The sequence below is a fragment of the Promicromonospora sukumoe genome, assembly GCF_014137995.1.
Classification (GTDB): domain Bacteria; phylum Actinomycetota; class Actinomycetes; order Actinomycetales; family Cellulomonadaceae; genus Promicromonospora; species Promicromonospora sukumoe.
On record NZ_JACGWV010000001.1, the window covers coordinates 1472916 to 1493967 of the forward strand.

A 21052-nucleotide genomic window follows, 5' to 3' on the forward strand; every position below is an offset into this window, starting at 1 on the left:
TGACGCATGCCTATATGGGTATATGTTTGAGGCATGGCACGAGCAGCAACCACGACCGACGCGTTCAACGCGGTGGCCGAGCCGCGCCGCCGCGAGATCCTCGACGCCCTGGCCGGCGGCGAGCTCGCGGTGGGCGACCTGGTCGAGCTGCTCGGGCTCGCCCAGCCGCAGGTGTCCAAGCACCTGCGGGTGCTGCGGGAGGTGGGGCTGGTGGACGTGCGCGACGACGGGCGCCGCCGCCTCTACCGGGTCAACGGCGCGCCCTTGCAGGCCGTCCACGACTGGGTCTCCCGCTACGAGCGGCTCTGGAACGAGCGGTTCGACCTCATGGACGACGTGCTCGACGAGCTCGGGACGCAACGACCGACCGATGCAGGAACCGGACAAGGAGACTGACATGACCACCACGACCAAGGGCAGCGCCGTCCTGACGCTCCCGACCGACACCGAGATCCTGGTGACCCGGGAGTTCAACGCGCCGCGCGAGCAGGTGTGGCGGGTGCTCACCGAGCCGGACCTGATCCGGCGCTGGTGGGCCGGGCAGCGCGGCACGGTGACCGAGGCGACCGTCGACCTCCGGGTCGGCGGGGCCTGGCGCTACGTGATGACCGCGAACGACGGCTTCGAGGTCGCGTTCCACGGCGAGTACCACGAGATCGCGGCGCCGGAGCGGATGACACACACCGAGGTGTTCGAGGGGATGACCGACGGCGACTCCGAGCCCAGCCTGAACCACTACACGCTCACCGAGCACGACGGGCGCACCACGCTGACCGTCCGCACGGTCGTCTCCAGCAAGGACGTGCGCGACATGATCATCGCGACCGGCATGGAGGGCGGCATGCAGGAGGGCTACGACCTGGTCGAGGAGCTGGCCGTCGAGCTCGCGGCCGCCTGACCGGCGTCGTCGGCCAAGCCTTCACCTTTGAGACCTAAGTTTCTTCGCTTTGACGCGCGTCAAAGCGAAGAAACTTAGGTCTCAAAGTGCATTGCTCCTCCGGCCCGGGCCGGGGTGCCCGACGCCGGGCCTCCGGGGTCAGGCCCGCGCCGGCGCGACCGGGAGCAGGGCCGGCGACGCCTCGCCCGTGCGCAGCCAGTGCGACAGCGCGGTGTGGAACAGCTCGGGGTCCTCGGCGCTCCAGACGTGGTGCATCCGCGGCGCGACCCGCGCGACGGCGTGCGGCACCCGGCGGGTGACCTCGTCCAGCGAGCCGCGGAACGTGCGCAGCTCCCGCTCGCCGGCGATCGTGAGGACCGGGAAGTCGAGGTCGCGCAGGTCGTCGAGGTGCGGGGCGGGGCCGCCGTCGTAGATCTCGGCGACCATCCGCCGGGCCGAGTCCCGGTCGATCCCGAGGCCCGTGCGGACGAAGACGTCGACCGACTCCGCCGGGAGCCCGTAGGCCCGGGCGAGTCCCTTCCAGTAGCCGGGGCTGCCCCAGAACGGGAGCTGCGCCAGCCCGGCCCAGCGGGTCGGGCCGCGCACCCCGCACAGCAGCGCGCCCGTCACGAAGACGCTCCGCACGACGTCGGGATGCCGCGCGGCGAGCACGATCCCCACGATGCCGCCGAGGGACAGCCCCACCACGTGGGCGCGTCCGCCGTGGGAGCGCTCGCGGACGACGTCGGCCAGCTTGTCGGCCGTCGTCGCGAGGTCGGTCCACGGGTGGTCCGCCGACCCGCCGATGCCGGGCAGGTCCGGGACGAGGCAGTGGTGGCCGGGGAGCGCCGCCACCTGCTCCTCCCACATCCAGCCGGCGACGTTGCCGCCGTGCAGGAACAGCACCGACTCGTCGGCGTCGGGGTGCTGCTCGGTGAGGTGGAGGTTCACAGCGCGGCCTCCAGCTCGTCGAGCCACGCGAGCTCGGCCCGGTGGTCCGCGATGCCCTTGCGCAACGTGGCGGTGCGCAGGCGGGCGGCGAGGTCGCCGCCGTCCGCCGTCGGGATGGCCTCGAGCACGGCGAGCTGACGGCGCGCCGCCTCCCGGCGCTCGGCGAGCAGGGCGCGGACCAGCTCCGGGTCGTCCTCCCGGCCCACCAGGAAGAGCCGGCCGACGAACGGCTCCCGTGCCTTCTCGTCGGGCAGCGGTGACCGTAACCACTCCCGCAGCCGGGCGCGGCCGTCGTCGGTGAGGCTGTGCTCGCGGCGGTCCGGCTTGCCCGTCTGCGGGATGACCCGCACGTCGACCAGGCCGTCCTGCTCCAGCCGGGCCAGGGTGCGGTAGATCTGCGACTGGTCGGCGGACCAGAAGTGGGCCACGGTGCCGTCGAACGTCTTCTTGAGGTCGTAGCCGGTCATGGGGCGCAGGTCGAGCAGACCGAGGATCAGTGCGTCGAGTGCCATGCCCATATGCTACACCGCACATATGGGACTATGCATATATGATCCGTCGTCGACCGGGATCTCGGTTGGCGCGGGCAACTATGTAAGGTGCGGGTATCCCCCTCGCGCCGCGCGGACCCCGTGCTGCGGGCGTCCGGCTGCGCGGGGAACGCCCTCGTCGAAGGATCGTCTGCCCCACATGAGATTCCGCTTCCCGCCCGGTGGCCAGGACCGCTCCCGTCTCACCCGGATGCCGAGGCCGGGGCTCGTGATCGCCGTCCTCGCGTTCGCCGGCATGGGGGCGTCGTTCATGCAGACGATCCTGCTGCCGATCCAGTCGGAGCTGCCGGTCCTGCTGGGCGTCTCGCGCGACGTGACCGCCTGGGTCATCACCGTGACGCTCCTGGTCGCGGCGATCTGCACGCCCATCTCGGGGCGGCTCGGCGACATGTACGGCAAGAAGACGGTCGCGCTGGCGCTGCTCGGCCTGCTGGCACTCGGCTCGGTGGTCGCTGCGCTGGCGCCGTCGGTCGTGCTCCTGATCGTGGGGCGCGGGCTGCAGGGCATGGGCATGGGCGTGGTCCCGCTCGGCATCTCGATCCTGCGCGACGTGCTGCACCGCGACCGGCTCGGGTCGGGCATCGCGCTGGTCAGCGCCACGCTCGGCGTCGGGGGAGCGCTCGGCCTGCCGATCAGCGCGTACGTCACCGAGCGCTACGACTGGCACGTGGTGTTCTGGGTGGCGGCCGGGATCGGCCTGCTCGCGCTCGTGCTCGTCGCGTGGGTCGTGCCCGTGAGCACGCTGCGTACGGGCGGGAGGCTCGACGTCGTCGGCGTGATCGGTCTCGCGATCGGCCTGACCGGGGTGCTGCTCGCGGTCTCGCGCGGCAACGACTGGGGCTGGGGGTCGCCGCGCACGCTCGGGCTGCTGCTCGGCGGCGCCGTCGTGCTCCTGGTGTGGGGCTGGTACGAGCTGCGCATCCAGGAGCCGCTGGTGGACCTGCGCGTGACGGCGCGCGGCACCGTGCTGTTCACCAACCTCGCCTCGATCGCGATGGGCTTCGCGCTGTTCGCCTCCAACGTCGTGTTCCCGCAGCTCCTGGAGCTGCCGACGGCGGCGGGCGGCCTCGGCCTCACGCTGATGCAGGCGAGCCTGATCCTCATGCCGTCCGGCCTGGTGATGCTGGCGATGTCGCCCGTGGCGGGGCGGCTCGCGCACCGCTTCGGGGCCAAGCCGCTGCTGGCGTCCGGCGCGGCGGTCATCGCGGTCTCGTACGTGATCGCCGTCGTCGTCGAGCTGGACGTGTGGCACGTGCTGGTGGTCAACATCGTGGTCGGCGTCGGTATCGGGCTGGGGTTCGCGGCCATGCCAGCCCTCATCATGCAGGTGGTGCCGTCGCACGAGACGGGCGCCGCGAACGGCCTGAACACCCTCATGCGCTCCCTGGGCACGACGTCGGCCGCCGCCGTCGTGGGTGGCGTCCTCGCCGCGGGCGGCGCGCAGTACCAGGGGGTCCCGGTACCGTCCGACGACGCGTTCCGCACCGCACTGCTGCTCGGCCTCCTCGCGTCGGTCGTCTGCACGGTGCTCGCGCTGCTCATCCCGCGCCCGAAGCCGCACGTCGACGAGCACCCGTCCCTCCCGGACGGGGTGCTGTAGGACTGGGGCTGAGGTCCGCGGGGTGAACGTGTGCGTCCGGAGTGTGTTGCTGTGAGTAGACAACGTCTACTCACAGCAACACACCTGGGAGCACAACCTTCCCCCGGTGGCCCCGGCGGCCCGGTCGGCGCTTTCCACAGGCGCTCGCGGCCCGGCGAGAACGGCCGCCCGATCCGTGGCAGGCTGTGCGCCATGTTGAGAACGACTCTCGTTCGCGATCGAACGCACGGAGCGTGCTGACGTGGCGAACCTGCTCATGATCGAGAGCTGGCTCCAGTCCACGGGCCTCATGCTCCCGCCCCTGCTGCACGACGCCGGCCACCGGTACGTGCTCGTCACCCGCGACCCCGACCTGTACCGGCTGCCCGACGGCGCACCTCACCCCGTCCTGGCGCTCGCCGCCGAGGTGGTCGTCGCCGAGACCAACGACGACGCCGCCCTGCTCGCGGCGGCCCGCGAGATCGCCGCCCGGGAGCGCGCCGCGGGCCGGCCCGTCGACGGCGTGCTGACGACCTGCGACTACTACCTGCCCGCCGTCGCGCACGTCGCCGAGGGGCTGGGCCTGCCCGGCGCGCCCGCGGACGTGCTGCGCACCGCGACGCGCAAGCACCTGGTCCGGCAGGCGCTCGCGGCCGGGGGAGTGCCCGACGTGCCGTTCGCGGTGGCGTCCACCTGGGACCAGGCGCGCAAGGAGGCGGCGAGCCTCGGCTACCCGCTCGTGGTCAAGCCCGTGGACATGAACTCCGGCACCGGGGTCGCCAAGGTCGCCGACGAGACCGGGCTCGCCGTGGCCTTCGCCGCGGCGACCGGCCCCGAGCGCAACACCCGGGATCAGCCGCTGGAGCGGCTCGCGCTGCTCGAACGGGTCCTGGACGGGCCGGAGTACAGCGTCGAGTCCGTGACCCGCGACGGCGTCACGCGGGTGCTGGGCATCACCGCGAAGTCGGTGGCGGAACCCGGCGTCGAGGCAGGGTCGGGCTTCGTCGAGTCGGGGCACCTGTTCCCGGCCCCGCTCGCGCCCGACGAACGGGACGCGATCGAGCGGCACGTCGTCGCGGTGCTCGCCGCCGTCGGCCTGACGCACGGCATCAGCCACACCGAGGTGCGGTTCACCGCCGCCGGGCCCCGGCTGATCGAGCTCAACCCGCGCCAGGGCGGCGGCTACGTCTTCGAGCTGGTCCGCCTCGTCACCGGCTACAACCCGCTGCGGGTCCTGGTGGACCTGGCGCTCGGCCGCGAGCCCGTGGCGGGCCCGCCGGCCGCCACGAGCGCCGCTGTCACGTTCCTGCTGGCCCCGGCCGACGGCGTCGTGCGGGAGGTCCGGGGCGCTGAGCGCCTGGCGGACGACGACCGCGTCGTCGGCCACGAGACGCCGTCGCCCGGCCGCGAGGTGCGGCCCGGCGACAACAACGAGCGGATCGGGCACGTGCTGGTCGCGGACCCGACCGGGCACGCGGCCAAGGACTGGGCCGACGAGCTGGCCGCCGGCCTCGACATCCGGGTCGACGCCGCGGCGCTCACGCGCTGACCCCGGCACCGGCGGGCTGAACCCCGTCGTCGGGCACCCTGGGCACGACGAGAGCCCCGGCGCTGTGTGCGCCGGGGCTCTCGTCGATCAGTCGGTCGATCAGGCGGGTCTCAGTCCGGGACCACCAGGCCGCGCCGTACCGCGGGCACGAGCCGCGCGGGGATGCGCACCTGGCGGCCGTCCACGGTCACCGCGACCAGGTCGGGCACGAGGGCCTTCCACTGGGAGCGGCGGGACCGGGTCCGCGACCGGGACATCTTCCTCTTGGGGACCGCCATCGGTCAGCGCTCCTCGCGGAAGTCGACGTGCTGCCGCACCACGGGGTCGAACTTGCGCAGGACGAGCCGGTCGGGGTCGTTGCGCCGGTTCTTGCGGGTCACGTAGGTGAACCCGGTGCCCGCCGTCGAGCGGAGCTTGATCACGGGTCGCAGGTCGGTACGCGATGCCATCAGTTACCACCCTTGCTGTCGCTGCTCGTGTTGTGCTTGGCGTAGCGCTGCCGGAACTTCTCGACGCGTCCGGCGGTGTCGACCACGCGGGCCGATCCGGTCCAGAACGGGTGGCTGGCGCTGCTGATCTCGACGTCGACCACGGGGTAGGTCTGGCCGTCGGACCACTCGATGGTCGCCGTGGGGCGCCCGGGGCCGGAGTCGGTGCTGCCGGCCAGCGTCGAGCGGGTCAGGAACGTGAAGCCTGCGCTCGCGTCCCGGAAGACCACGGGGCCGTAGGTGGGGTGAAGGTTCTGCTTCATGGTGTGTCTCCTCGTCCTAGCCCTGGCGCGCCTTCCAGCGCGGGTTGAGCTTGTTGATCACGAACGTCTTGCCGTGCCGGCGCACGACCTTGGCGCCGGGCTTGTCCTTCAGGGACCGCAGTGATGCGCGAACCTTCATGTGTCACTCCTTGCGTAGCAGGTGGGCGACGGCGGGGCCGTCGGGGGTGCCGGCCGGTCTCACCAGCTCGACTTGGTCACTCCGGGCAGCTCGCCGCGGTGGGCCATCTCGCGCAGGCGGATCCGGGAGAGCCCGAACTTCCGCGAGTACGCGCGGGGCCGGCCGTCGACGGCGTCGCGGTTGCGCAGCCGGCTCGGGCTGGCGTCGCGCGGCTGCCGGGACAGCTCCGCGGCGGCCGCCGCCCGCTCCTCGGCCGGCAGGTCCAGCCGGCGCAGGGTGCGCCGCAGCTCCGTGCGCCGCTCGGCGTACCGGGCGACGAGCTCGCGGCGCCGGGCGTCGGCGGCGATCTTCGACTTCTTGGCCATCAGACCTTCTCCCCTCTTGCCAGGATCTGGGCGACGACCACGTCGATCCCCTTGCGATCGATGGTCTTGATGCCCTTCGCGCTCACCCGCAGCGTGACGTTGCGGCCGAGCGACGGGACCCAGTAGCGCTTCTTCTGGATGTTGGGGTCGAACCGCCGCTTGGTCCGCACGTGCGAGTGCGAAATCGAGTGGCCGAACCCCGGGACGGTGCCCAGCACCTGGCATCTGGCTGACACATGACCTCCTGTTGCGGCGAGCTGGTCGTCGCTGGTGAGAACCGTTCTCATATCGCGCTACAGTGAACCAGAACTGAGAACCGTTATCAATTATTCCGGGGTCGTCCCCCGGGCGAGGAGGCAGCATGTACCGAACCGGAGACCGCCGCGGAATCATCCCGGTGAGCGTCCTGGCCACGATCGACCCCGTGCTGCGCGACACCGCGCTGTTCGGTCTGCTCACCGACACACCCGGCGTCGTCGCCGCCCGGCACGACATCTACGAGGACCACCTGCGGCGCGTCGTCCTGGACGCCGCCGGCGTCATCGAGGACGTCCTGGTCCCGCTGGAGCACGCCTGCCTGTCCTGCGCCGTCCGCGAGGACGCCGTCCCCACCATCGCCCGCCTCGCCCGCGACGGCCGCTGGGACCACGTGCTGCTCGCGCTGCCCGTCAGCGCCGAACCCCTGCCCGCCGCCCGGTCGCTGACCGCCGAGACCGCGCCCGGCGGCGCGCTCGACCACACGCGGATCGCGACCTCGTTCACGGTGGTCGACGTCGACACCCTCCAGCACGACCTGCTCGGCGACGACACCCTGCTCGAACGCGGCCTGGGCCTGACGACCGGCGACGAGCGCTCGGTCGGCGAGGCGCTGGCCGGCCAGATCGAGCAGGCGGACCTGGTGGTGACGTACACGTCCGCCCTGTCCGAGCCGTCGTCGCTGGTCGAGCCTGTCGAGACCTCCCGCCCCCCGCTCCCGCCCACGGCGTCGGGCCTGCTCGACCGGCTGCGCGGCGCCGGGACGCGCCGCGTGGACGGCCTGGACACCCTGTCGGCCGACCTGCTCGCCGCCGCCACACACTCGGCGGTGCGCGCCGAACGCCGGGCGCACCCGCTCGGGGCCGTCGTCGTCGCCGGGCGAGGCGGGGTGCCCGGGGACCGGAGCTGGACGCTCGAGCTGCGCTCGCCGCTGCCGTTCCACCCGGAGCGCCTGCTGGAGCACATCGAGTCGCTCGGCGCCGGCGGGCTGCGGGCGCGCGGCGTCTTCCACGTGGCGGACCGGCCCGGGCTCGCCTGCCTGTGGGACGGCGCGGGCGGTCAGCTCGCCGTCGGTGACCTGGGGCCGTGGTCGGAGGTCTGCGCGGGGACCGTGCCGCACACCCGGATCGTGGTGACCGGGGTCGCGGACGGCGCCGGCCCGGACGGCTCGGGCGGCGTCGACGAGCGGCACCTGCTGCGCGAGGCGTTCCACGCGGCGCTGTGCACGCCGCAGGAGGCCGCCGCCGGCGTCGAGTGGCTGTGGCGCGAGGACCACCTGGCCCCCTGGCTGGGCTCCCGCACCGCCTGACCTCTCGCTGAGTGCTGGATATTCGCCCTTCCGGACGCGCTGGAAGGGCGAATATCCAGCACTCAGCGAGTTGTCGCGGGGTGGGTCAGCGGGGGCAGAGGTAGGACGCCGTCGGCGGGTGGGTGCCGTCCGGGGCGGTCCAGGCGGCCGGGCCCGTGGCCACGCGTCGCCAGCCCAGGCGGTCGTACAGGCGGACGGCGGGGCCGCCGTCGTCCACGACGTCGAGCACGAGCCGGCGGCCGCGCCGGGTCGGCGCGTCCTCGACGCGCTCCAGCAGCGTCGATGCGATGCGCGAGCCGCGCGCCTTGGGCGTGACGAACAGGCGGCTGACGGCGGCCAGCCCGGCGACGGACACCCCGGCGGTCTCCGCGAGCTGGTCCACCTGCTCGACGCCGTCCGCGGCGACCAGCATCACGTGGCCGACGACGGCGCCGTCGGCCAGCGCGACCCACGCACCGATCGAGCGCTCGGGGGTGAGCCAGGCGACCGGGTCCTCGGGCCAGACCATCGGGTAGCCGTCGCTCTCGTGCACCTGGCGCAGCGCCTCGACGACCCGGTCGAGGTGGGCCGAGTGGCGCTGGGCGATCAGGAGGTCGGGCACGGGCTCAAGGTATCCGACGGGCGGCGGGCCCGGCGCCCGTTCGGTCGACGCGGTGCCGTCGTGCGCGGGTCATGCGCGGAGATGCCCCCGCTCGACCGCCAGCCGGATCGCCGCCCGGTAGCCGGCGGGCATCCGCAGCGCGTCGGCCTCTTCGGGCGTCACGAGCACCAGCTCCTGGTGCTCGTCGCTGACGACGGGCGCGGCGTCGCCGTCGTAGGTCGCGAGGAAGGTCAGGACGAAGACGTGGCGGTGGGGGAGGACCCGGTACACCCAGCTGTGGACGGGCTCGCCGACCGTGACGTCCCAGGCGAGCTCCTCCTCGATCTCGCGGGCGAGGCACTGCGCCGGCTCTTCGCCGAGGTCGAGCTTGCCGCCGGGCAGCTCCCACTCGTCGCGCTCGTTGCGCAGCAGGGGCAGCCGGCCACGCCAGGCGACCACCGCCTTGACCGAGACCGGGAGCTGGTACTCGAAGTAGCCGGGGTCGCGTTCGACCAGGTAGGGCTCTTCGGGGGAGCGGGTGCTGAGCATGGGACCGTCCTATCGCACTCGCGGGCCGCGCACTGTCTCAGGTAGTCCGGGCCGCGCCGTCGGCCGAATTCCTGGACGATTGTTCAACTTTTCTGGACGGTTGTTCAGAAAAGCGGTGAGGCCCTTTTCCGGAGTTCCGGAAAAGGGCCTCACCCGTGCATCTCAGTTGTTTCTCACGGCGCTGACGCCGCCGTCATGCTCATCCCACGGGCAGGGGGACCGGCAGCGGCACGGGCAGGCCGCCACCGAGGGCGCCCAGCAGGGTGCTGAGCAGCCCGCCGACGGCGTCGAGCAGCGAGCTCAGCAGGCCGTCGGTCGGCAGCGGGACCGGGAGGTCCGGGATCGGCAGGTCGTCGACCGGCAGGTCCGGGACGGGCAGGTCGTCGACCGGGAGGTCGGGGATCGGGGCGTCGACCGGAAGGCTCGGGACCGCGTCGACCGGCAGGTCGGGCACGGGGGCGTCGACGGGCAGGTCGGGCACCGGCGCGTCGACGGGCAGGTCAGGGACCGGCGCGTCGACCGGCACGTCCGGCACGGGGGCGTCGACCGGAACGTCCGGGACCGGCGCGTCCACCGGGACGTCCGGGACGGGCGCGTCGACGGGAACGTCGGGTACGGGCACGTCCGCCGGGGCGTCCACGGCCGGCGCGTCGGCCGGTGCTTCCGCGGCTGGAGCGTCGACGGGAGCCTCGGCTGCTGGGGCGTCGACCGGGTCGGTCGCGCCGATCAGGTGTGCCGTGGGGGCGGTCGCCCCGGGCAGCACCATCGCGCTCGCACCTGTTGCCGCCGTGCAGGCCAGGCCGGCCGAGATGGCCAGAACTGTTCCTGCCCGACTGATGACACGGAATCCTCGGATCATGGTGTTTCCCCTCGAATCGCTCCGCTGGAACAAATGGTGTTCCACGCGGGCGTGGTGCACCGCGAAACAGCGTCAGGCGGGTTTTTCACCCTGTCAATCGGAAAGCGATCGGGGTTACGTCGATTAAAACCAGACATTCCAGGACCGAACCATCCGGCAGTCCGCCATTAATGGCCGTAACCCAGACATCACAACCGTGATATCCCGTTGTCGCCTGGACGCCGTCTGGGTGGTTCCAGGGCGGGAAATCCCGTGGTCGCCGTCCGTCCGGATGCGTACCGTCCCTCCCGATGAGCATCCCGAAGCGACAGGTGCGCGCCGTCCACGACGCCGACACCCTCACCGTCTACCAGGCCTACCCGCCCGCGATCGCCGACGCCGCCCTGCGTGCCGGCCGCTTCGTGCCGCCCTTCAAGCGCGAGCGGATGACCTGGGTCAAGCCGTCGTTCTGCTGGATGATGTACCGCTGCGGCTGGGCGACCAAGCCCGGCCAGGAGCGGGTCCTCGCGGTCCGCATGTCGCGGTCCGGCTTCGAGCAGGCGCTCGGCCTGGCCGCCCTGAGCCACTTCGACCGCTCGCTGCACGACGACGCCGCGGCGTGGGCCGAGCAGAAGGCGTCCAGCCCGGTCCGGGTGCAGTGGGACCCGGAGCGGACCCCGGAGGGCGGCGCGCTGGAGCACCGGTCGCTGCAGGTCGGGATCGGCGGCAGCGCCGTAGACGCCTACGTCGGCGAGTGGGTCGTCGGGCTGACGGACGTCACCGACCAGGTCCGCGCCTGGCGCGCCGAGCTGACGGCGGGCGGCTCGCCCGACCTGCCGCGCGAGACGCCGTACGCGCTGCCGCCGGAGGTGGCGGCGCGGATCGGCGCGGACGGGTAGGGCCTTCGCGCGCGGGCCGACGGGCGGGCGGGCGCGCGGGCGCAGGGAAATCCCTCGGCGCGCGGCCGCCGAACGTGTCACGATCCCGCCCATGACGACGACGGCGACCGACCCTGCCCTGACCGCGGCCGAACGGCGTCTGATCGACGCCGCGCAGGAGGTCGTGTCCCGCCTCCCCGGGGACGACGCGTACCTGCACACCGTGGCGTCGGCGGTGATGGACGTCCACGGCGACATCCACACCGGTGCCAACGTCGGCCACTTCACGGGCGGGCCGTGCGCCGAGCTCGTGGCGCTCGGCACGGCGGCCGCCGCCGGTTCCGGCCCGATCGCGCTGATCGTCGCGGTCGGCGACGGGGGCCGCGGCGTCATCGGTCCGTGCGGGCGCTGTCGCCAGGTGCTGCTCGACCAGCAGCCCGACTCCCGCGTGATCGTGTCCGACGGCGGTGAGTGGTTCTCGGTCCCCGCCCGCGACCTGCTCCCGCACGCGTACCAGCACCCGGACGCGGACCCGCCGCGGCTGCTGCGGTTCAGCCCGCAGCACTGGGGGAGCGTCGTCGACGGCGGCAAGACCGCCACGACCCGGTTCGAGGATCCGACCGTCCCGGGGCCCGTCACGCTGATGTTCGAGTTCGACGACCGGTACCGGGCGCTGCCCGGTGTGGTCGACTCCGTGGAGCACCTCCGGTTCGCGGACATCACCGACGCCCAGGCCGCGTTGGAGGGGTGCGTGGCCGACGAGCTGCGGGCGGCGCTCCGGACGTACTACTACCCCGACATCCGGGACGACGACACGGTCGACTTCGTGCGCTTCCGGACCGTCGACCCGGGCTGACCCCGGCCGATAAGACCTCGATCCGTCGCTGACGCCCGCCGTTCCGGGCGTGCGGCGCTAGACCTGCGGGCGGAGCGTCGCGAAGCTCCGGTCGAGCAGCTCGCTCGCGGTGGTGCCGTCGTCGGCGTTCGCCCAGGTGGTGAGCGCGACGTCGAAGCAGGCGAGGGCCGACTGGACGATGATCTCCGCCCGGAGCGCGGCGTCGTCGTCGGGCAGGCGGGCGGCGACGAGCGGCGTGAGCATGCGTGCCCACAGGAGGTGCTTCTCCAGGCTGCGGGCCCGGAGCGAGGCGGCGCTGACGAGCACGCGCATGGAGCGCTTGCCGCGCTCGTCGTCCCCGCCCCCGGGGGGTGCCTGGGTGACGAGAGCGTCGAAGGCGAGGCGGAGCGAGTCCCAGACAGGCTCGTCCTGGGGGCGGTCGGCCAGGACGCCGCGGACGAACTCGCCGCCGCGTGCCGGGTCGCCGATGACGACGTCCTCCTTGGCGGGGAAGTAGCGGTGGAACGTGCGGGCGGACATGCCGGCCTCGGCGGCGATCTGCTCGACGGTCACCTGCTCGAACCCGCGCTCGGCGAACATCTCCAGCGCGATCTCGGTGATGCGCGCGCGCACGGCGTCGCGGCTGATCTCGCGCAGGGTCTGGCCGCTGCTCGGTCCGCTGCTCGTCGTGCTCGACATGGCCCTAGGGTAGCGCCGATGACACTTGTGTCAGGCTCTGACAGGAGCGGCGTATGTTGCCCGCCCCGGCCCGTGGTGGGCCGGGGCGGACGTCGTCACATGCGGTCGGGCGCGGCGAGGCCCAGCAGGTCCAGTCCGGTCGCCAGCGTGCGGCCCGTCAGGTCGCACAGCGCCAGGCGGTTGGCGCGGACGCCGTCGTCGTCCGCGCGCAGGACCGGGCACTGGTCGTAGAACTCGGTGTACGCGCGGGCCAGGCCGAACAGGTAGCCGGCGAGGCGGTGCGGTTCGAGGGTCTCGGCGACGTCGTCCAGGGTCGCCGCGAGCTCGTCCAGCGTCAGGGCGAGCGCCCGCTCGGCGGGGTGCAGGGCGAGTGCCGGGTCGACGGGCACGCCGAGCGTGACCCCGGCGTCGGCCGCCTTGCGCAGGATCGAGCGCACGCGCGCGTGCGCGTACTGGAGGTAGACGCCGGTGTTGCCGTTCAGCGCCACCATGCGGTCGACGTCGAAGACGTAGTCCTTGGTGCGGGTGTTCGACAGGTCGGCGTACTTGACCGCGCCGATGCCCGCCGACTGCGCGACGTGCTCGAACTCCTCCGACGTCAGCCCGTGGTCCTTCTGGGCCAGCTCCGCGCGGGCGCGCTCGACGGCCTGGTCCAGGAGGTCGTTCAGGCGCACGGTGCCGCCGTCGCGCGTCTTGAACGGCTTGCCGTCCGCGCCCAGCACGGTGCCGAACGGGACGTGGGTCGCGGCGACGTCGTCGGGCAGCCAGCCGGCGCGGCGGGCGACGTCGAAGACCATCCGGAAGTGCAGGGCCTGCCGCGCGTCGACGACGTAGAGGATGCGCGTGGCCCGGTACTCGTCCACGCGCAGGCGCAGCGTGGCGAGGTCGGTCGCGGCGTAGCCGAAGCCGCCGTCCTTCTTGCGCACGATGAGCGGCACGGGGTCGCCGTCCGGGCCGACGACGCCGTCCGTGAACGCGCAGAGGGCGCCGCCCGAGTCGACGGCGATGCCCTGCGCCGTGAGCTCGTCGACGATCCCGGGCAGGTCGGCGTTGTAGCGGGACTCGCCGTCGGCGTCGGCCGGGGCGAGCAGGATGCCGAGGCGGTCGTAGACGGCCTGGAACGCGGTCTCGGACTCGGCGACGAGCTCCCGCCAGGTGGCCAGCGTGGCGGCGTCTCCGGACTGGAGGGCGACCACGCGCTCGCGGGAGCGGTCGGCGAAACCGGGGTCGCTGTTGAACTCCGCGCGGGCCGCGCGGTAGAGGGCGTCGAGCGCCGACATCGAGCCCTCGCCCTGCCACGTCCGCTCGGGATGCTCGTCGATGAACTGGATGAGCATCCCGAACTGGGTGCCCCAGTCGCCGACGTGGTTCTGCCGGGTGACCTCGGCGCCCAGGTGCGCGAGGACGCGGGCGAGCGTGTCGCCGATGATCGTCGAGCGCAGGTGGCCGACGTGCATCTCCTTGGCGACGTTGGGCGCCGAGTAGTCGATGACGGTGCGCTCGCCGGTGCGCGACGTGGCGACGCCGAGGTTCTCGGCGGTCAGGCGGGCGGCGACCTGCTGCCAGATCGTGGCGGCCGGGACGGTCAGGTTGAGGAAGCCGGGGCCGGAGACCTCGGGCGTGATGCTGCCTGCGGGTGCGGCCCCGCCGATGGTCGTGGGCGCGGCGAGATGGGCGGCTGTCGCTGATGCGAGGTCGCGCGGCGCGCGCCCGGCGCGCTTGGCGACGGCCAGCGGCCCGTTCGACTGGAAGTCGGCACGGTCGGATCGTCGGACCACGGGGTCGGCGTCGGCCAGCTCGGCCGGGAGCGCCTGGGACAGGGCGGCCTGGACGGCCGCCTCCACCTGGTCCTTGATCGCGACGACGTGGGACACGCGTTGGGCCTTTCGGGTTGGGGGCTCGCCGTGCCTCGCGTTGCTCTGGCAGGCGGGTGGATCGGGTCAGTCTAGGAAGAGGGTGGGTCGCGGGCGGGGTCTTTTTGGCGGACGGCGTGGTCTTGGCGCTGCGCGCCTGCCCGATATGGGCGTGATGTCATGCTGGCGCGGTGGACAACCTTCTGGTGCAGCTACCCGCCCTGATCGGTGTGACGCTCGGCGTGATCGGCACGTTGGCCACGACCATGGTCACGGACGCCGCCCGATGGCGCCGCGAGCGGTTCTACGACGCGTGCCTCCAGTACACGAGGGCGCTGCGCAGGTACTCGCAGCTCATCGCCGGGATGACCGCCGGGCACCGGCCCGGTGCCACGACGCCGCCCGTCGATCTGGACGCCGGGCTCGCGCGTCTGACCGGCGAGGAGATCGATCGTGCGGTGACCGATGCGTGGGAGGAGCTCTGCCTGCTGGCGGACGCCGACACCGTGGACGCCGCGCGCAGGATGCGGGTCGCCGCTCATCGGCTGGAGGTGTTCGCCCGTGCGGGCGACGACGCGGAGTTCGACCTGGACGGGTGGGACGGCCAGGCACTCCTGCTTCGCCGGGCTCGGGACGACTTCTATGCGGCGGCGCGCTCCCGGATGGGCGTGCGGAGGCTGTCGACCAGCTCGAGCCTGATCCACCGGGACGGCGGGTCGGGGTCGCGTCGGCGCTAGGCCCGAACGGCGTCGTCGACCTACCGTGCCCGGATGGCTGATCGACTGCGACCGATCCTGTTCCTCGACGTGGACGGCACGCTGCTCCCGTTCGGCGGCCCGGCCGGTCCTGCGGTGCCGGGGCCGCCGGAGGTTTGGACGGCGTCGTCCAACCCCTTCCTGGAACGGGTCGACCGGTCGCTGGGTCCGCTGCTCGCGGGCCTGGGGTGCGACCTCGTGTGGGCCACGGCATGGATGGACCGCGCGAACGACGTGATCGCGCCCCTGCTGGGCCTGCCGCGCCTACCTGTCGCCGACCTGCCTGCGTACGCCGGTGACGTCGGACCCGACCGTCTGCAGTGGAAGACGAGCGCGCTGGTGCGCATCGCGCAGGGTCGGCCGTTCGTCTGGCTCGACGACGTGATCGGGGACGCGGACCGTCGGTGGGTCGCCGAGGAGCACCCGGGTGCGGCCCTGCTGCACGAGGTGGAGTCGGCCACGGGGGTTGTTGCTGCGGACCTGGCGTCGATCGCCGAATGGGTGCTCGGCCTGCGCGGCTGACCGGATCTGGGGGAGTGAAACGATCAGGTCGCCGGGTCGGCCAGGACCACGATGCCTGACGTCGCCTCCAGCAGCGGCACCGTCCGCCGCGCCGCGTCGTCCACGTGGATCCGCGGGTGCGTGGGCGGCTCCGTCGCGTAGTACGTGCCCGGACCGTAGAGCTGTCCGTAGCGCACCACGACGCCGCCCACGTCCAGCACGGCGGCCTCGTGCCGTGCGACGGCGTCGCCCCGCCCGGACGGCGTCCACGCGATGGACTGGGCGAGCACCCGGGACGCACCGGCAGCTCGTGCCGCCGTCAGGAGGTTGGCGGTGCCCTCGGTGCGGATGCGCGAGTTCGCGGCGGCGCGCGCCGGGATCGCCGCGGCGTCGTCGGGCAGGTCGGTGAGCTGGTGCATCACCAGGTCGGGTTTGGCGTCGGAGACCGTCGCGGTCAGCGCGTCGAGATCGTAGACGTCGACGACGACCGGACTGCCGCCGAGCCGCTCGATCATGCCTGCGCGGTCGGGCGAGCGTGTGGTCCCCGCGACGTCGTGACCGGCCGCGACGAGCAGGGGCAGCAGCCGGGAACCGATCACGCCGGTCGCGCCGGCCAGGAAGATGCGCATCGGAGCACCCTAGGAACGCTCCGCGATCCGTTCAACCGCTGCTCGTTACAGCCGCTCCTGCAGGACGACGGTCACCGTGTCGCCCTCGTCCTTGCCGATCGCCTTGCGCACGTCCGCCTTGACGGGCAGCTTGTGCGTGCCGTCGCCCAGTGCCATGAACGAGCTCCGGAACGGGTGCCCGTTGATGGTGCCCCGGACCTTGACCAGGCCGCGCGTCCCGAAGAACTCGACGGACCTCGGCCAGACGACGTACGTCCAGCCGCCCTCGCTCGGGCTCTTCTGCAGTGTCGCGGTGAACTGCTCGTCCATGAAGGGACCGTCCGCTCAGGAGTCGGGCCATCACCATGGCACGGCGGTGCGGGTGCCGCTCGCCGTCACGACTCCAGCCACCGCAGGATCGCCAGGACCCGCCGGTTGTACCCGTCCTCCGCCAGCAACCCCAGCTTGTCGAAGATCGCGTTCGAGTGCTTCTCCACCGCCGACGTCGAGATGAACAGCGCCCGCACGATGCCGGCGTTGGTGCGCCCCTCGGCCATGAGCCCCAGGACCTCCCGCTCCCGCTCGCTCAGCATCTCGAGCCGGTGCGTCGTGTCCCGGAAGAGCTGCCCCACCGCGTCCGGGTCCAGGACCAGGCCGCCGGACCGCACCCGGTCCAGCGCGTCGAGGAAGTCGTCCACGCCCATCACCCGGTCCTTCAGCAGGTAGCCGACGGCGCGCGCCCCGTCGCCCAGCAGCACCTGCGCGAACTGCCGCTCGACGTACTGCGAGAGCACGAGGATGCCCACCTCCGGCCAGCGCTCCCGGATCTGCACCGCGGCCCGCACGCCCTCGTCGGTGTGGGTGGGCGGCATGCGCACGTCGACGACGACGACGTCGGGCCGCTCGGCCGCCAGCCGGCTCAGCAGCTCGTCGGCGGTGCCGTATGCGGCGACGACGTCGTGCCCCTCGTCGGTCAGGAGGCTGCGGATGCCCTCCCGCAGCAGGGCGGAGTCCTCGGCGAGCATCACGCGCACGGCAGCACCACCTCGACGCGTGTGGGCCCGCCCGCGGGGCTCGTGAGCGCCAGCGTGCCGCCTGCCGCGGCCACCCGCCCGGCCAGGCCGGCGAGCCCGTGGCCCGGGCGCACCACGGCGCCGCCGACGCCGTCGTCGCTGATCACCACGTGCACGGCGGCGTCCTGGCGCTCGCGGTCATCTCCCGCACGGGCCGGGCCGTCGAGCGAGACCGAGACCCGCGCACCGTCCGCCCCCGAGTGCTTCGCCACGTTCGTCAGCGTCTCGGCCACCACGTAGTACACGGTCGTCTCCACCTCACCGGGTGGACGGACCGGCACGTCCCAGTCCAGCACCGTCGGTACGGCGGCGTGCGACACGAGCTGTCGCAGCACGGGTTCCAGACCGTGCGTGTCCAGGGTCGTGGGCCGCACCCGCCAGGCGACGTCGCGCAGGTCCGTCACCAGCTGCTCCGCCTCCCGGCCGGCCTGCTCGAGCAGCAGGGAGCCGGCCGCCTCGGGCCCGGAGAGCCGCCGCGCCCGGTTCACCAGCAGCCCGAGGGCGACCGCGCGCTGCTGGACGCCGTCGTGCAGGTCGCGCTCGATCCGGCCCCGCTCGGCGTCGAGGGCCGACAGTAGGTCGGCGCGGCTCACGGTCAGCTCCTCGACCTGCGCCTCCAGGCGCTCGCTGCGGCTCGGGGCGAGCCACCGCGCGGCGGTCCAACGGTCCAGGAGGCCGACGCCGAACAGGCCCATCAGGTCCAGGTACAGCAGGATGCTGCCGATGGGGACCAGCACGAGCACGTCCGACGTCGACAGGCCGTCGCCCTGGAACGCCGCGTCGACGGTGAGCCGCACGTCGAACAGCCAGGACGCCAGGCTCACGACCACCCCGAACAGCCCGTACGCCAGCAGCCCCAGCACCAGCATGCTGAGCGAGCTCATCCCGACGCGCAGTGCCAGGTAGGCGGCGGCGCGCCGGGAGGTGACCGGTGCGCCGCCGTCGGACCAGTCGAGGAAGCGGACCGTGCGCCCGCGGTGCAGGGTGACCACGGCGCGCACCGGCGCCAGCGGTGCCCGACGGCGCGCCGTGAGCAGCGCCAGCACGGCGCAGAACAGGTCGACGGGCCAGGTGAGGGCCCCGAGGGCCGCACCCCACAGCACGCGTGCGGGGGTGCTGTGCGGGGCGGTGGGGGCTGGGGTCACGTTGCCAGGATATGGAGGACGGCGGCGGGGCGGACTGCGGAAAACCACACGTCACCTGCGGCATACCCGCACGACGTTACGGAGACCCGCAGTTCGTCCACCCCTCGGAGCCGAATAGCGTAGGGGCATGACGACACAAAGCTTCGCCACGACCGTCGCCGACTGGGCCGTCGGGCTCATGGAGACCCTCGGCGCACCGGGCGCAGGCGTAGCGATCGCCCTCGAGAACCTCTTCCCGCCCCTGCCGAGCGAGGTGATCCTGCCGCTGGCAGGCTTCACAGCCGCGCAGGGCACGCTCGTGCTGTGGCACGTGCTCATCTGGACGACGGCGGGTTCCGTGGTCGGCGCGGTCCTTCTCTACGGGCTCGGCGCATGGCTCGGCCGCGACCGTCTGCGCAGCATCGTGGACCGGATGCCCCTGGTGAAGCTCGAGGACGTGGACAAGGCCGAGGCCTGGTTCAACAAGCACGGTGACTGGGCGGTCCTCATCGGCCGGGTCATCCCGATCGTGCGCAGCCTCATCTCCATACCGGCCGGCGTGGAACGCATGCCGATGACACGCTTCCTGCTCTTCACGACGATCGGCTCCGGTGTGTGGAACACCCTGCTCGTCGGCGCCGGCTACCTGCTGGGCGACCAGTGGCACATCGTCGAGGAGAGCGTCGGCGTGTTCCAGAAGGTCGTCATCGTCGCGGTCGTCCTCCTGATCGTGTGGTGGCTGTTCAAGACCCTGCGCAACCCGGACCGGCCGAAGCACGCCCGCCAGCGCTGACCGGACGGCGGCACACCCGGACGTCCGGGCACCGTCCTGCTCACCCCGCCGAAATACCGATCAGGCATCATGCAGCCGACACCACCACGCCGAGAGGACCCCTGTTGACCGAGGACCGCACCGCCCAGACCCTCCGCTCGATCGCCCCCTACCTCGCCGACTGGGCCTCGTTCCAGGCCGCGTACCACGGCATCCCCGGCCTCCAGCTCGCCGTCGGCCGGCGCGGTGAGGTCTTCGTCGACCTGGCCTGGGGGAAGGCCGACGTGGAGACGGGGGAGGACCTCACCAGCGACCACCTGTTCCGCGTCGCGTCGCACTCCAAGACGTTCACCGGCGTGCTGGTGATGCAGCTCGTGGAGCGCAGCGAGCTGCGGCTCGACGACCGGGCGGGTGACCTCGTGCCGGAGCTCGACGGCTCGCGCGCCGCCGGCGTCACCGTCCGGGAGCTGCTCGGCCACCAGGCCGGGATCATCCGCGACTCCTCCGACGGCGACTTCTGGCAGCACTCCCGCCCCTTCCTCGACCGCGACGAGGTGCTGGAGTGCGTGCGCGCCGAGGGCGTCGTGTTCGAGCCGAACGAGCACTTCAAGTACACGAACATCGGGTACAGCCTGCTCGGCATCATCATCGAGCGCGTCACCGGCAAGACGTACGACGAGGTGGCACGCGTCGCCGTCGTCGAGCCGCTGGGCCTGACGCGGACCGGCACCGAGCTGGACCCCGCCCGCGCCGCCGAGTACGCCGCCGGCCACACCGGCCGCATCGCCCACGGCGACGCGCGCCGGGTCATCCCGCACGTCGACACCCGCGCCATGGCCGCCGCGACCGGCTGGTACTCCACCGCGCTGGAGATGGTCCGCTACGGCGCGGCCCACGTCCACGGCGACACCACGCTCATCAGCGACGCCAGCAAGCGCCTCATGCAGCGCGACGAGTCCCGCGTCACGGTGCGCGGCAAGCAGCTCGGCCGCTACGGCGTCGGCATCGAGGTCGGCAAGGTCGGAGACCGCGAGGTCGTCGGGCACTCCGGCGGGTACCCCGGGCACATCACCCGCACCTGGATCGACCCCGTCGACGGCATCGTCGTCTCCTCGCTCACCAACTCCGTCGACGGCACCGCCGGGCAGATCGCCAACGGCGTCATCCAGCTCATCAACCTGGCGCTCGCGGCGGCGGACGAGGTCGCGGCCTCGGCAGCGACTTCGGGCACCGCCTCAGCCACCTCCGGCAACGGCGGCGACCCGGTGCCGGGCGTCCCGGCGGACGCGCCTGTCGGGCGCTTTGCCAACCTCTGGGGCGTGTCCGACGTCGTGGACCTCGGCGGCATCCTGCACGCGATCAACGTGCGCGCCGCCGAGCCGGCCGAGGTCGCGCAGCGGCTGGTCGTGTCCGACGGCCGGCTGGTGCAGGAGCCCGTGGCCGGGTTCGGCACGGTCGGCGAGCCGGTCCAGACCGAGCGGGACGCCGACGGCGCGATCGTGTCGGTGCGCATCGGTGCGATGACGTCCTGGCCGGTGGAGGAGTTCCGCAAGCGGTCCGCGAGGTAGCCCGGTTCGCGCTAGCCCGGTTAGTGGTAGCCGGCTCGGGGGGCGGCGGCCCCGGGACGGCAGCCGGTAGAAGAGTCCCCGGTGCGGGCGGAA

Annotated in this window: 28 protein-coding genes; 11 read left to right on the forward strand and 17 right to left on the reverse strand. The window is 72.9% G+C overall.

Annotated elements, in window-relative coordinates; genetic code table 11:
- Positions 1-33: 33 nt before the first annotated feature.
- Complete coding sequence (locus tag FHX71_RS06475) at positions 34-396, forward strand: ArsR/SmtB family transcription factor (protein WP_182614943.1); 363 nt, start codon at positions 34-36, stop codon at positions 394-396.
- Position 397: 1 nt separating this feature from the next.
- Complete coding sequence (locus tag FHX71_RS06480; protein WP_182614944.1) at positions 398-898, forward strand: SRPBCC family protein; 501 nt, start codon at positions 398-400, stop codon at positions 896-898.
- Positions 899-1036: 138 nt separating this feature from the next.
- Here the strand turns inward: FHX71_RS06480 and FHX71_RS06485 are convergent, their stop codons facing one another.
- The gene (locus FHX71_RS06485) at positions 1037-1828 is read right to left on the reverse strand and encodes an alpha/beta fold hydrolase (protein ID WP_182614945.1); all 792 of its coding nucleotides are present in this window, start codon (positions 1826-1828) and stop codon (positions 1037-1039) included.
- Entirely contained in the window at positions 1825-2340 is a 516-nt protein-coding gene (locus tag FHX71_RS06490; RefSeq protein ID WP_182614946.1) for a PadR family transcriptional regulator, read from the reverse strand. The genes FHX71_RS06485 and FHX71_RS06490 overlap by 4 nt, the downstream gene beginning before the upstream one ends.
- Positions 2341-2569: 229 nt before the next feature.
- Here FHX71_RS06490 and FHX71_RS06495 point away from each other — a divergent pair, with 229 nt between their 5' ends.
- Positions 2570-3979, forward strand: coding sequence for an MFS transporter (locus FHX71_RS06495; protein WP_182618521.1), 1410 nt, complete (start codon positions 2570-2572; stop codon positions 3977-3979).
- Between the two features lie 241 nt (positions 3980-4220).
- Positions 4221-5507 carry an ATP-grasp domain-containing protein gene (locus FHX71_RS06500; protein WP_182614947.1) on the forward strand — a complete coding sequence of 429 codons (1287 nt, stop codon included), beginning with the start codon at positions 4221-4223 and terminating at the stop codon, positions 5505-5507.
- 110 nt (positions 5508-5617) lie between these two features.
- Here FHX71_RS06500 and rpmF read toward each other — a convergent pair whose 3' ends face one another.
- Genes rpmF through rpmB form a run of 6 tightly spaced genes read right to left on the reverse strand, consistent with a single transcriptional unit; the run spans position 5618 to position 6998 of the window.
- Entirely contained in the window at positions 5618-5785 is a 168-nt protein-coding gene (gene rpmF / locus FHX71_RS06505; RefSeq protein ID WP_108496534.1) for a 50S ribosomal protein L32, read from the reverse strand.
- Between the two features lie 3 nt (positions 5786-5788).
- Positions 5789-5956 carry a 50S ribosomal protein L33 gene (gene rpmG / locus FHX71_RS06510; protein WP_020013143.1) on the reverse strand — a complete coding sequence of 56 codons (168 nt, stop codon included), beginning with the start codon at positions 5954-5956 and terminating at the stop codon, positions 5789-5791.
- On the reverse strand, positions 5956-6258 hold the full coding sequence (locus tag FHX71_RS06515) for a type B 50S ribosomal protein L31 (protein ID WP_182614948.1): 303 nt from the start codon (positions 6256-6258) through the stop codon (positions 5956-5958). Before FHX71_RS06515 ends, rpmG begins: the two co-directional genes overlap by 1 nt.
- Before the next feature lie 16 nt (positions 6259-6274).
- Positions 6275-6397 (reverse strand): type B 50S ribosomal protein L36, encoded by a 123-nt coding sequence (gene ykgO, locus FHX71_RS06520; RefSeq protein WP_020013141.1) that lies wholly within the window; start codon positions 6395-6397, stop codon positions 6275-6277.
- A gap of 59 nt (positions 6398-6456) precedes the next feature.
- The gene (gene rpsN / locus FHX71_RS06525) at positions 6457-6762 is read right to left on the reverse strand and encodes a 30S ribosomal protein S14 (protein ID WP_182614949.1); all 306 of its coding nucleotides are present in this window, start codon (positions 6760-6762) and stop codon (positions 6457-6459) included.
- Positions 6762-6998, reverse strand: coding sequence for a 50S ribosomal protein L28 (gene rpmB, locus FHX71_RS06530; RefSeq protein WP_026365262.1), 237 nt, complete (start codon positions 6996-6998; stop codon positions 6762-6764). Before rpmB ends, rpsN begins: the two co-directional genes overlap by 1 nt.
- Before the next feature lie 125 nt (positions 6999-7123).
- Here rpmB and FHX71_RS06535 point away from each other — a divergent pair, with 125 nt between their 5' ends.
- Positions 7124-8326 carry a CobW family GTP-binding protein gene (locus tag FHX71_RS06535; protein WP_182614950.1) on the forward strand — a complete coding sequence of 401 codons (1203 nt, stop codon included), beginning with the start codon at positions 7124-7126 and terminating at the stop codon, positions 8324-8326.
- Positions 8327-8411: 85 nt separating this feature from the next.
- On the opposite strand, the gene FHX71_RS29090 is transcribed toward FHX71_RS06535, so the two are convergent.
- From FHX71_RS29090 to FHX71_RS06550, 3 genes are all read right to left on the reverse strand, one after another.
- Complete coding sequence (locus FHX71_RS29090) at positions 8412-8927, reverse strand: GNAT family N-acetyltransferase (protein ID WP_220489534.1); 516 nt, start codon at positions 8925-8927, stop codon at positions 8412-8414.
- Between the two features lie 69 nt (positions 8928-8996).
- Entirely contained in the window at positions 8997-9455 is a 459-nt protein-coding gene (locus tag FHX71_RS06545; RefSeq protein ID WP_182614951.1) for an NUDIX hydrolase, read from the reverse strand.
- 199 nt (positions 9456-9654) lie between these two features.
- The gene (locus FHX71_RS06550; RefSeq protein WP_182614952.1) at positions 9655-10314 is read right to left on the reverse strand and encodes a hypothetical protein; all 660 of its coding nucleotides are present in this window, start codon (positions 10312-10314) and stop codon (positions 9655-9657) included.
- A gap of 290 nt (positions 10315-10604) precedes the next feature.
- Here FHX71_RS06550 and FHX71_RS06555 point away from each other — a divergent pair, with 290 nt between their 5' ends.
- Positions 10605-11192: a DUF4291 domain-containing protein gene (locus FHX71_RS06555; protein ID WP_182614953.1), complete on the forward strand. Its 588-nt coding sequence runs from the start codon at positions 10605-10607 to the stop codon at positions 11190-11192.
- A 91-nt stretch (positions 11193-11283) separates the two neighbouring features.
- Complete coding sequence (locus tag FHX71_RS06560) at positions 11284-12027, forward strand: ASCH domain-containing protein (protein ID WP_182614954.1); 744 nt, start codon at positions 11284-11286, stop codon at positions 12025-12027.
- Between the two features lie 57 nt (positions 12028-12084).
- On the opposite strand, the gene FHX71_RS06565 is transcribed toward FHX71_RS06560, so the two are convergent.
- The gene (locus FHX71_RS06565; protein WP_182614955.1) at positions 12085-12705 is read right to left on the reverse strand and encodes a TetR family transcriptional regulator; all 621 of its coding nucleotides are present in this window, start codon (positions 12703-12705) and stop codon (positions 12085-12087) included.
- 95 nt (positions 12706-12800) lie between these two features.
- Positions 12801-14579 carry an arginine--tRNA ligase gene (gene argS / locus FHX71_RS06570; protein WP_182614956.1) on the reverse strand — a complete coding sequence of 593 codons (1779 nt, stop codon included), beginning with the start codon at positions 14577-14579 and terminating at the stop codon, positions 12801-12803.
- A gap of 170 nt (positions 14580-14749) precedes the next feature.
- On the opposite strand from argS, the gene FHX71_RS06575 reads away from it, so the two are divergent.
- A complete protein-coding gene (locus tag FHX71_RS06575; RefSeq protein WP_182614957.1) occupies positions 14750-15295 on the forward strand; it encodes a hypothetical protein in 546 nt (181 codons plus the stop codon).
- 33 nt (positions 15296-15328) lie between these two features.
- Positions 15329-15835: an HAD domain-containing protein gene (locus FHX71_RS06580; protein ID WP_182614958.1), complete on the forward strand. Its 507-nt coding sequence runs from the start codon at positions 15329-15331 to the stop codon at positions 15833-15835.
- 23 nt (positions 15836-15858) lie between these two features.
- Here FHX71_RS06580 and FHX71_RS06585 read toward each other — a convergent pair whose 3' ends face one another.
- The 4 genes from FHX71_RS06585 to FHX71_RS29960 all read right to left on the reverse strand — a co-directional run bounded on the left by FHX71_RS06585 (position 15859) and on the right by FHX71_RS29960 (position 18640).
- Positions 15859-16443, reverse strand: coding sequence for an NAD-dependent epimerase/dehydratase family protein (locus FHX71_RS06585; protein ID WP_182614959.1), 585 nt, complete (start codon positions 16441-16443; stop codon positions 15859-15861).
- Between the two features lie 45 nt (positions 16444-16488).
- Complete coding sequence (locus FHX71_RS06590) at positions 16489-16752, reverse strand: DUF1905 domain-containing protein (protein WP_182614960.1); 264 nt, start codon at positions 16750-16752, stop codon at positions 16489-16491.
- A 65-nt stretch (positions 16753-16817) separates the two neighbouring features.
- On the reverse strand, positions 16818-17456 hold the full coding sequence (locus tag FHX71_RS06595) for a response regulator transcription factor (RefSeq protein ID WP_182614961.1): 639 nt from the start codon (positions 17454-17456) through the stop codon (positions 16818-16820).
- A complete protein-coding gene (locus tag FHX71_RS29960; RefSeq protein ID WP_182614962.1) occupies positions 17447-18640 on the reverse strand; it encodes a sensor histidine kinase in 1194 nt (397 codons plus the stop codon). The genes FHX71_RS06595 and FHX71_RS29960 overlap by 10 nt, the downstream gene beginning before the upstream one ends.
- A 127-nt stretch (positions 18641-18767) precedes the next feature.
- On the opposite strand from FHX71_RS29960, the gene FHX71_RS06605 reads away from it, so the two are divergent.
- Together FHX71_RS06605 and FHX71_RS06610 are read left to right on the forward strand one after the other, a co-directional pair.
- Positions 18768-19412 (forward strand): DedA family protein, encoded by a 645-nt coding sequence (locus FHX71_RS06605; RefSeq protein WP_182614963.1) that lies wholly within the window; start codon positions 18768-18770, stop codon positions 19410-19412.
- Between the two features lie 104 nt (positions 19413-19516).
- Positions 19517-20959 (forward strand): serine hydrolase domain-containing protein, encoded by a 1443-nt coding sequence (locus FHX71_RS06610; protein WP_182614964.1) that lies wholly within the window; start codon positions 19517-19519, stop codon positions 20957-20959.
- The last annotated feature ends 93 nt before the right edge of the window (positions 20960-21052 follow it).

Coding starts and splice junctions, on each gene's coding strand:
- FHX71_RS06475 (WP_182614943.1), top strand. CDS start 34: ATGGCACGAGCAGCAACCACGACCGACGCGTTCAACGCGGTGGCCGAG.
- FHX71_RS06480 (WP_182614944.1), top strand. CDS start 398: ATGACCACCACGACCAAGGGCAGCGCCGTCCTGACGCTCCCGACCGAC.
- FHX71_RS06490 (WP_182614946.1), bottom strand. CDS start 2,340: ATGGCACTCGACGCACTGATCCTCGGTCTGCTCGACCTGCGCCCCATG.
- FHX71_RS06495 (WP_182618521.1), top strand. CDS start 2,570: ATGCCGAGGCCGGGGCTCGTGATCGCCGTCCTCGCGTTCGCCGGCATG.
- rpmF (WP_108496534.1), bottom strand. CDS start 5,785: ATGGCGGTCCCCAAGAGGAAGATGTCCCGGTCGCGGACCCGGTCCCGC.
- rpmG (WP_020013143.1), bottom strand. CDS start 5,956: ATGGCATCGCGTACCGACCTGCGACCCGTGATCAAGCTCCGCTCGACG.
- FHX71_RS06515 (WP_182614948.1), bottom strand. CDS start 6,258: ATGAAGCAGAACCTTCACCCCACCTACGGCCCCGTGGTCTTCCGGGAC.
- ykgO (WP_020013141.1), bottom strand. CDS start 6,397: ATGAAGGTTCGCGCATCACTGCGGTCCCTGAAGGACAAGCCCGGCGCC.
- rpsN (WP_182614949.1), bottom strand. CDS start 6,762: ATGGCCAAGAAGTCGAAGATCGCCGCCGACGCCCGGCGCCGCGAGCTC.
- FHX71_RS06535 (WP_182614950.1), top strand. CDS start 7,124: ATGTACCGAACCGGAGACCGCCGCGGAATCATCCCGGTGAGCGTCCTG.
- FHX71_RS06545 (WP_182614951.1), bottom strand. CDS start 9,455: ATGCTCAGCACCCGCTCCCCCGAAGAGCCCTACCTGGTCGAACGCGAC.
- FHX71_RS06550 (WP_182614952.1), bottom strand. CDS start 10,314: ATGATCCGAGGATTCCGTGTCATCAGTCGGGCAGGAACAGTTCTGGCC.
- FHX71_RS06555 (WP_182614953.1), top strand. CDS start 10,605: ATGAGCATCCCGAAGCGACAGGTGCGCGCCGTCCACGACGCCGACACC.
- FHX71_RS06560 (WP_182614954.1), top strand. CDS start 11,284: ATGACGACGACGGCGACCGACCCTGCCCTGACCGCGGCCGAACGGCGT.
- FHX71_RS06565 (WP_182614955.1), bottom strand. CDS start 12,705: ATGTCGAGCACGACGAGCAGCGGACCGAGCAGCGGCCAGACCCTGCGC.
- FHX71_RS06580 (WP_182614958.1), top strand. CDS start 15,329: ATGGCTGATCGACTGCGACCGATCCTGTTCCTCGACGTGGACGGCACG.
- FHX71_RS06585 (WP_182614959.1), bottom strand. CDS start 16,443: ATGCGCATCTTCCTGGCCGGCGCGACCGGCGTGATCGGTTCCCGGCTG.
- FHX71_RS06590 (WP_182614960.1), bottom strand. CDS start 16,752: ATGGACGAGCAGTTCACCGCGACACTGCAGAAGAGCCCGAGCGAGGGC.
- FHX71_RS06605 (WP_182614963.1), top strand. CDS start 18,768: ATGACGACACAAAGCTTCGCCACGACCGTCGCCGACTGGGCCGTCGGG.